6 protein-coding genes and 1 pseudogene are annotated in these 6778 nt (G+C 37.7%); 4 read left to right on the top strand and 3 right to left on the bottom strand.

Annotated features, from left to right (window positions below; translation table 11 throughout):
- From K6G87_RS03480 to K6G87_RS03470, 3 genes and pseudogenes are all read right to left on the bottom strand, one after another.
- A pseudogene (locus K6G87_RS03480) lies at positions 1-228 on the bottom strand (hypothetical protein); the annotation flags it as partial.
- A 257-nt stretch (positions 229-485) separates the two neighbouring features.
- On the bottom strand, positions 486-1517 hold the full coding sequence (locus K6G87_RS03475) for a sensor histidine kinase (RefSeq protein WP_296833955.1): 1032 nt from the start codon (positions 1515-1517) through the stop codon (positions 486-488).
- Positions 1518-2201: a response regulator transcription factor gene (locus K6G87_RS03470; RefSeq protein ID WP_296833952.1), complete on the bottom strand. Its 684-nt coding sequence runs from the start codon at positions 2199-2201 to the stop codon at positions 1518-1520.
- Between the two features lie 652 nt (positions 2202-2853).
- On the opposite strand from K6G87_RS03470, the gene K6G87_RS03465 reads away from it, so the two are divergent.
- The 4 genes from K6G87_RS03465 to K6G87_RS03450 all read left to right on the top strand — a co-directional run.
- Positions 2854-3288 (top strand): dUTP diphosphatase, encoded by a 435-nt coding sequence (locus tag K6G87_RS03465; protein WP_296833950.1) that lies wholly within the window; start codon positions 2854-2856, stop codon positions 3286-3288.
- 348 nt (positions 3289-3636) lie between these two features.
- A complete protein-coding gene (locus K6G87_RS03460; RefSeq protein ID WP_296833947.1) occupies positions 3637-4731 on the top strand; it encodes an FIST N-terminal domain-containing protein in 1095 nt (364 codons plus the stop codon).
- Positions 4732-4743: 12 nt separating this feature from the next.
- Complete coding sequence (locus K6G87_RS03455) at positions 4744-5715, top strand: methyl-accepting chemotaxis protein (protein ID WP_296833944.1); 972 nt, start codon at positions 4744-4746, stop codon at positions 5713-5715.
- A 476-nt stretch (positions 5716-6191) separates the two neighbouring features.
- A partial coding sequence (locus K6G87_RS03450) for an ABC transporter ATP-binding protein (RefSeq protein WP_296833941.1) occupies positions 6192-6778 on the top strand: 587 nt, incomplete at its 3' end.

Here is a 6778-nt window from a genome sequence, read left to right as displayed (position 1 = left end):
AGCTTCAAGTGATGATGTTGCAACTTCACTTGTTTCGGTTTCTGCTTCTGTAGTTTCTGCTACAGCTTCCGATGATGCCTCAGAATTGGCTGCATCTTCAGTAGTCTGAGCTGCTTCTGTTGTAGAATCAGTAGAAGTAGTTGTTGTTGTAGAAGATGAAGCACATCCAACCATTGATGCTGTAAGTGCTGCTGTAGTTAAAAGTGTCAGCAATTTCTTTCTCTTCATTTTTTGCCTCCATTTGATCAAAAAACTATGTATGCATATATTATTTATTGATGCGCCGTTTCGCGCTTTGCATACACTTGTCATTTGTTTATAACTTAATTATCAATATGAAGATTGAAGTTACATTGAAGATTTCTTAAAGAAAAATAAAATCAGATAATCATAGATTTACAATTTTAAAATAAATGTATTCTTCATAACACCTTTGGAAAAAATAGTTTTTTATTACACCTACATTAAAGAGTATCTTCACTTCATTACAGCTTAACAGTAAAGATTACTTTTCCATCAATACAGTTCACACCTATAGTTCCCTTATGAGTTGTAACTATAGACTTTGCAATAGAAAGGCCAAGCCCATAATGACCTGTGTCACTGTGAGCCTTATCCGCCCTGTAGAATCTCTCAAACAGATTTTTAATATCTTCATCTGTAAGTGCTTCTCCGGGATTACTTACTATAAGTACTGCCTTTTTACCCTCTTTTTTTAAGGAAATATGTATCTGACCCTCACCTTTGGCGTGGTCTATAGCATTATCAACTAAAATTGCAGTAAGCTGCTCAAGCTGGCTGCTACTACCCTGCACAAAGATATCATTTTCAATATCAGTCTCTATCGCATAGCCCTTTTCGAAGGCAACACCTTCATATGGAAGAACGCTCCCCATAATAAGCCTGCTAAGATCAATCTTTTCTTTTACTATACTTATACTCTCTGTCCTTGCCAGATCCAGAAGCTGCCTTATAAGCTCAGTCATGCGGCCGCTTTCATATCGAATGCTTTGAAGCCACTTATTGTCCCCTATATCGCCGTACAAAAGTTCTGCATTAGCATCAATTGCGGCTACAGGCGTCTTAAGCTCATGCCCTGCATCTGATATAAACTTCTTCTGCTTCTTATAGCTCTCTTCAAGAGGCTTAAGTATCCATCCGGCTATAAAATATGACAACACAAAAACAATAAGTACTATAACAATACCAATTTTGAAGGTATTTCTTATCATAACTCCTACAAAACGCTTGATAATGCTAAGCTGAACATCCATTATGCTGCCTTCACCATCCTCACTTATTTCAGGAGGCGGGCCAATAGGCTCATCTGGCAAGTCTCCGGGAAGCTCTGAAGTATACTCAAAGAGTTCCAGAATACCACTTTTGTCCTGGCCAACAGTATGGTTATATTCTTCAATATAAGAAGACAGGTATATTGCAAATACCGTACCCGCGAGTATAAGCATTACTGTACAAGTTATAAATATCATTATTTTAAGTCTTGTTCTTCTAAACATTTATTTCGTCCTTTGTCTTATCTGATAGCCAAGACCACGTACCGCCTTAATCTCCATATCGGTGCCTATGAATGCAAGTTTTTTTCTGGTAAAAGAGATATAGACTTCAACATTGTTATACTCAGCATCACTTTCAAAGCCCCAGATCTTGGTAGCTATCTGCTCTCTTGAAACGATCTGCTCCTGATTACTGATAAGATATTCCATGATCCGCAGCTCTTTTTCACCAAGTCTTACTACCTGCCCCGTCTTATTGCTTGAAAGATTACAGCTCTGAACATCAAGAGACAAGTCTCCTGCAGTAAGACTTCCATCAGCAGACTGTACGCCCCTTCTGCATAAAGCTCTTACTCTTGCAAGAAGTTCCTTGGTCATAAAGGGCTTTGTAAGATAGTCATCAGCTCCGCTGTCAAGTCCGTTAACCTTATCATCAAGTTCGCTCATAGCAGTAAGCATAAGTATCGGAGTCTTGATTCCTTTCGCCCTTGCCCTTTTAGTAACCTCAACACCGGAAAGCCCCGGAAGCATTACGTCAAGAACGACGACATCATATACATCTGTCAGAATTTCTGCAAGTGCACTTTCCCCATCACTTACAGGCGTAACATCATAACTTTCTCTTGCAAGTATTTCTCTTACCGCAGCCAGCATTGTCTGCTCATCTTCAACAAGTAACAGTTTCAAAATTTTCCGCTCCCTTTTATACTAATTCAATATATTTTTTTGAAAAAATAATATATAGCCGTCAAGCATATACTATGTAGCTTGTACTGCAGATTTGTGTAGTTCACACGATATTTGCCACATACTTTCATTCCCATTTTCCAAGCTATCTATTATATCGTGCAATTAATTAAATCCATGAACCTTTATAATAGCATATATCTATTTTTAAGCCTGTTAAACTTTGTTCACAATTTTCAAGGCATTCCTTACTGAGATATTTTCTTAATAACTCAATTTCTCAAGGATAGGAGCATATTTTTATGTGTGAAGTTTGAATTAATAAGCTCAAACTTCGCACTTATAAACAATCCAGGCTCCTTGCAAATTTGATATTTTGGGCAGTTAATACAGGATTTTCGTGTCTTTAAAAATCTTATTATATTCAAGAGCTTGATAGATGGAGTTTTATATTCTTCTTGGGGGCCGCATGTTCGAGCGAAGCGAGTTTCGGACCCCAGAATATAAAAATCCAGATATTAAGCCTTGAATTATAAGATTTTTGAGACTCGAAAATCCTATATTAACTGCCCAAGGTAATCAAATTGCAAGGCAAGTAACTTATTTATAAGTGCGAAGCTTGAGCTACGAATAAATACTTAAAGGAGACGATATGGAGAAGATTTTTATCAAATATTTTGATAAAGATGTAGAGAGACTGACTCTTGTAGAAGGCAAGTCAGACTGGTATGACCTTAGAGCCAGTGAAGATGTAACTATGAAAGCAGGAGAGTTCAAGCTTGTGCCTCTTGGAGTTGCCATGAGACTTCCCGATGGATATGAAGCTCATCTTGCACCAAGAAGTTCAACATTCAAGAACTTTGGTGTTATCCAGACCAACAGCGTTGGTGTCATAGATAATTCCTATTCAGGAGATCAGGATATGTGGCGCATGCCTTGTCTTGCAATGAGAGATACTCAGATCAAAAAGGGCGATCGTATCTGCCAGTTCAGGATCATGAAGCAGCAGCCTTCTATTGAATTCGTAGAAGTAGAGCATCTTGAAGGACCTGACAGAGGCGGATTTGGATCAACAGGTATTTCATAATCAGATTCTAAGTTTTTTGATATGGAAAAATTTATTAACTGACTTGAGTGATCAAATTTCAAGGAATAGCGCATGTTATATGTTCTAAGTTTTTATATTTAAATAGTTTTAATTGGCAAAATTAACTTTTCGAAAATAATTTGAAAAGTTAATTTTTTTATATTAAAGTGCTAAAATTTAAAGAATTTTAGGCCGATATATTGTTGTAATCTAAATTCTTGCGCTATTTATTAAATATTAGTTAGAAATTTTTAAGCACCTGAATATAAGCGTGTTTATGAACATATTGTATTAATACGGAATCAATACACTAAGTTTAGTGGTTTGAACGTTTAAAGGAGGTAAGCAATGCAGACATTTGTTGGAAGCAGTTTAAGCAAGGACGCCAAAGCGGCAGTCGCTGAAGCTACCAAAGGTTTGACCAAACCCAATATGATTCTATTTTTCTCGAATTATGACATGCTTAAAGACATTACAGGTGAACTTAAGGCTGCTTTTCCTGATGTGCCTACAATTGGAACATGTGGAATTTCTTATTATGACAAGCAGGCCGGCGACAACAAACTCGTAGTTGTGGGTTTTGGAAGCGATGCTAAGGTCAAAGTCGGTGTCCTTAGATTTCTGTCAACTGCTCCATTATATGACATTATGGGTCTGAAAGATGCGATCAAAGAAGTGGCTCCTGGAGACAAAGACACTATCTGCCTTGAGTTCTGTACAAATGATGAAGAGAGACTTGTTACTACTATGAATGTAGTATTAAGTCATGCTAAAACTGCTCTTGTTGGCGGAACCGTATTTGGCGTTTCTGAAGGAAAAAAGGCACTTGTTGCAGTTAATGGAGAGCTTTATGAAGATGCCTGCTGCTTTGCAGTAATTAAGAATACAACAGGTAAGATCAGAACCTATTCTGAGAATATTTACAGATTAAGCGCTCATTCAAAGAGACATATTGCTACTAAAGTTAACATACAGACTAAAGAGCTGGTTCAGATGGATAATAAGCCTGCTGCAGATGTTTATGCCAATGAGCTTGGAGTATCAAAGAGCCAGATTGTAGATAACGTTCTTGAGAATCCTCTTGGACGTATTCTTGGTGATGAAGTCTTCATCTGTTCCCAGTACGGAATGGGGGCAAATGGATCACTCATTAACTATAAGAGATTTAATGAAAATGATACTGTTTCAATTCTGAAACTGCAGGATTATCAGGAAGTTAATGACGAGACAAGAAATAAGATCAAAAATGAAAATCCTAAGATATCATTTGTACTTAGTATCAACTGTATTTACAGACATATGCTTTTTGAGCAAAAAAATCATCTGGGTGATTTTATGAATGACATGGGTTCACTCGGCAAGCATGTTGGTGTTGTTGGTGGCGGTGAACAGTATAAGACACAGCATGTTAACCAGACTATGGTCTGCGCAGTATTTGAATGATGGAGGTATACTATGGCTTTCTTTAAAAAGACGAAAGAAAATGAAGATTCCGAAGTAATTCAGGGTGTACAGGCCAGAAGTATAGCACAGCAGCTTGCGCCACTTGCTGAAGCGGGTAAATTTGCAATTGAACAGAAAGAAAAGCTTCAGAATGAGGAAGCGGTTACCATTGAAGGAATCGAGCAGATCGGTGATCATTTTGAACAGGTTAAAGACAAATACGATAATATTATCAATTCCGTAGATGCCTTTAAGGAGCAGTTCGAAAGTGTCAGAACCATATCCGATACCTTTGAGAACATTGTTGAAAAAATGGTCCAGACAGCCGATGACTCTCATGCAGGAATGAACAGAGTTGATGACAGCTCTAATTCAGTATCTGATACAATCGATGCCATGCAGGCAGTCTTTGATAAGTTCCAGGAAAGCTTTGATGAGATTCAGGATCAGGTCAACCAGATCAACGCTTTTGCAAACCAGACCAACCTCCTTGCCCTGAATGCTTCTATAGAAGCTGCAAGAGCAGGTGAAGCCGGCAAGGGATTTGCAGTTGTTGCAACTCAGGTCAATAAGCTTTCAATTGAGATCAAGAATCTTGTATCTTCGATTGATACCGGCATGGCCAATCTTAATGCCAACAATCAGTCACTTAAGGATTCACTTGATAAGACCAAGGAAGCAATAGAACAGTCCCATACAGAGATTGTTGCGACCCAGGAGATTATTGGTAACATCAAGAACGTAGCTGATGAAGTTGGCGAGCAGAGCCAGGAGATGACCGGTGTATTCCAAAAGTGCGATGAATCAATCAACGCCATAACCGGAAGCATTGAAGATTCCAATCAGTATTTTAATAATGTTACTGATAGTATAGTAGAACTTAAGAACAAGATCACCAAGAAGGGTCTCATGTTCGAAGATATGAACAATATTCTTGAACAGTTCGATCCTTATATAGAAAAAGTCATCAAGGACAATCAGTGATCGTCATATGGTGTCAAAAGTTACTTTTGACACCTACATCATATATCTTTAAAACTAGTATATCTTTAAAACTAATATCTATGATTTATTTATGGCCTCTGCCTCTTTATGGGATAGGGGCCTTTAAATTTGTTCCATATCTTTCAAACTTTATTGGACATGCCTAAAAAATGATGTATAATCAAAATGTTGTGCAAAAAATATAAGTTGCATTATTTTAATTAACTCAAGCTTCGCACATAATAAACAATCAAATTGCAAAGAAAGTAATCATTTATATGTGCGAAGGTTGAGTTGATAAATTATTATGCAGCGTCAAAATAAGATTATGAAAAAAGTTTTTATTTTCTCAGAACATATTTTTTTCACAAATGTATGAGAGAATGTTACTGTTCAGCCGCAGAAGGAAGCTCTATGCCTTTGACTGCGTATGGAAAGTGTGCACGACACAATAAATTTAGGGAGGTCTACAAAAGTTGATTGAGGTAGATAACATTGTCAAAACCTATGGCGACTACCAGGCCGTCAATCACTTGTCTTTTAAACTTGAAAAAGGCAAAATCTATGGTTTCCTTGGCCCGAATGGTGCCGGTAAATCCACAACTATGAACATAATGACTGGATATATAGCAGCAGATAGCGGAACTGTTAAGATCAATGGTCATGATATTCTTAAAGAACCCGAAGAAGCTAAAGCTTGTGTCGGCTATCTTCCGGAGATTCCACCACTTTACATGGATATGACAGTTGGTGAGTATCTTCGCTTTGTGTGCGAACTTAAGAAGGTTCCTAAGAAGGATGTTCGTGAGCATCTTGTTAGCATCCTTTCAGAAACAATGCTTGGAGATTATGAGCATCGTATGATCCGTAATCTTTCAAAGGGTTATAAACAGAGAGTTGGTCTTGCCCAGGCTCTTGTTGGTAATCCGGAAGTTATCATTCTTGATGAGCCTACTGTTGGTCTTGATCCTCAGCAGATCAACCAGATGCAGGATTTCATGAGATCACTTAAGGACGATCATATCGTTATTTTAAGTTCACATATCCTGTCACAGGTAAGTGC

The organism is Butyrivibrio sp., assembly GCF_024699075.1.
This window is presented reverse-complemented; position numbering and strand designations above follow the sequence as displayed.

Excerpts from the sequence above, each read along its gene's own strand:
- K6G87_RS03475 (WP_296833955.1), bottom strand. The coding sequence starts at position 1,517 with ATGTTTAGAAGAACAAGACTTAAAATAATGATATTTATAACTTGTACA.
- K6G87_RS03465 (WP_296833950.1), top strand. The coding sequence starts at position 2,854 with ATGGAGAAGATTTTTATCAAATATTTTGATAAAGATGTAGAGAGACTG.
- K6G87_RS03460 (WP_296833947.1), top strand. The coding sequence starts at position 3,637 with ATGCAGACATTTGTTGGAAGCAGTTTAAGCAAGGACGCCAAAGCGGCA.
- K6G87_RS03455 (WP_296833944.1), top strand. The coding sequence starts at position 4,744 with ATGGCTTTCTTTAAAAAGACGAAAGAAAATGAAGATTCCGAAGTAATT.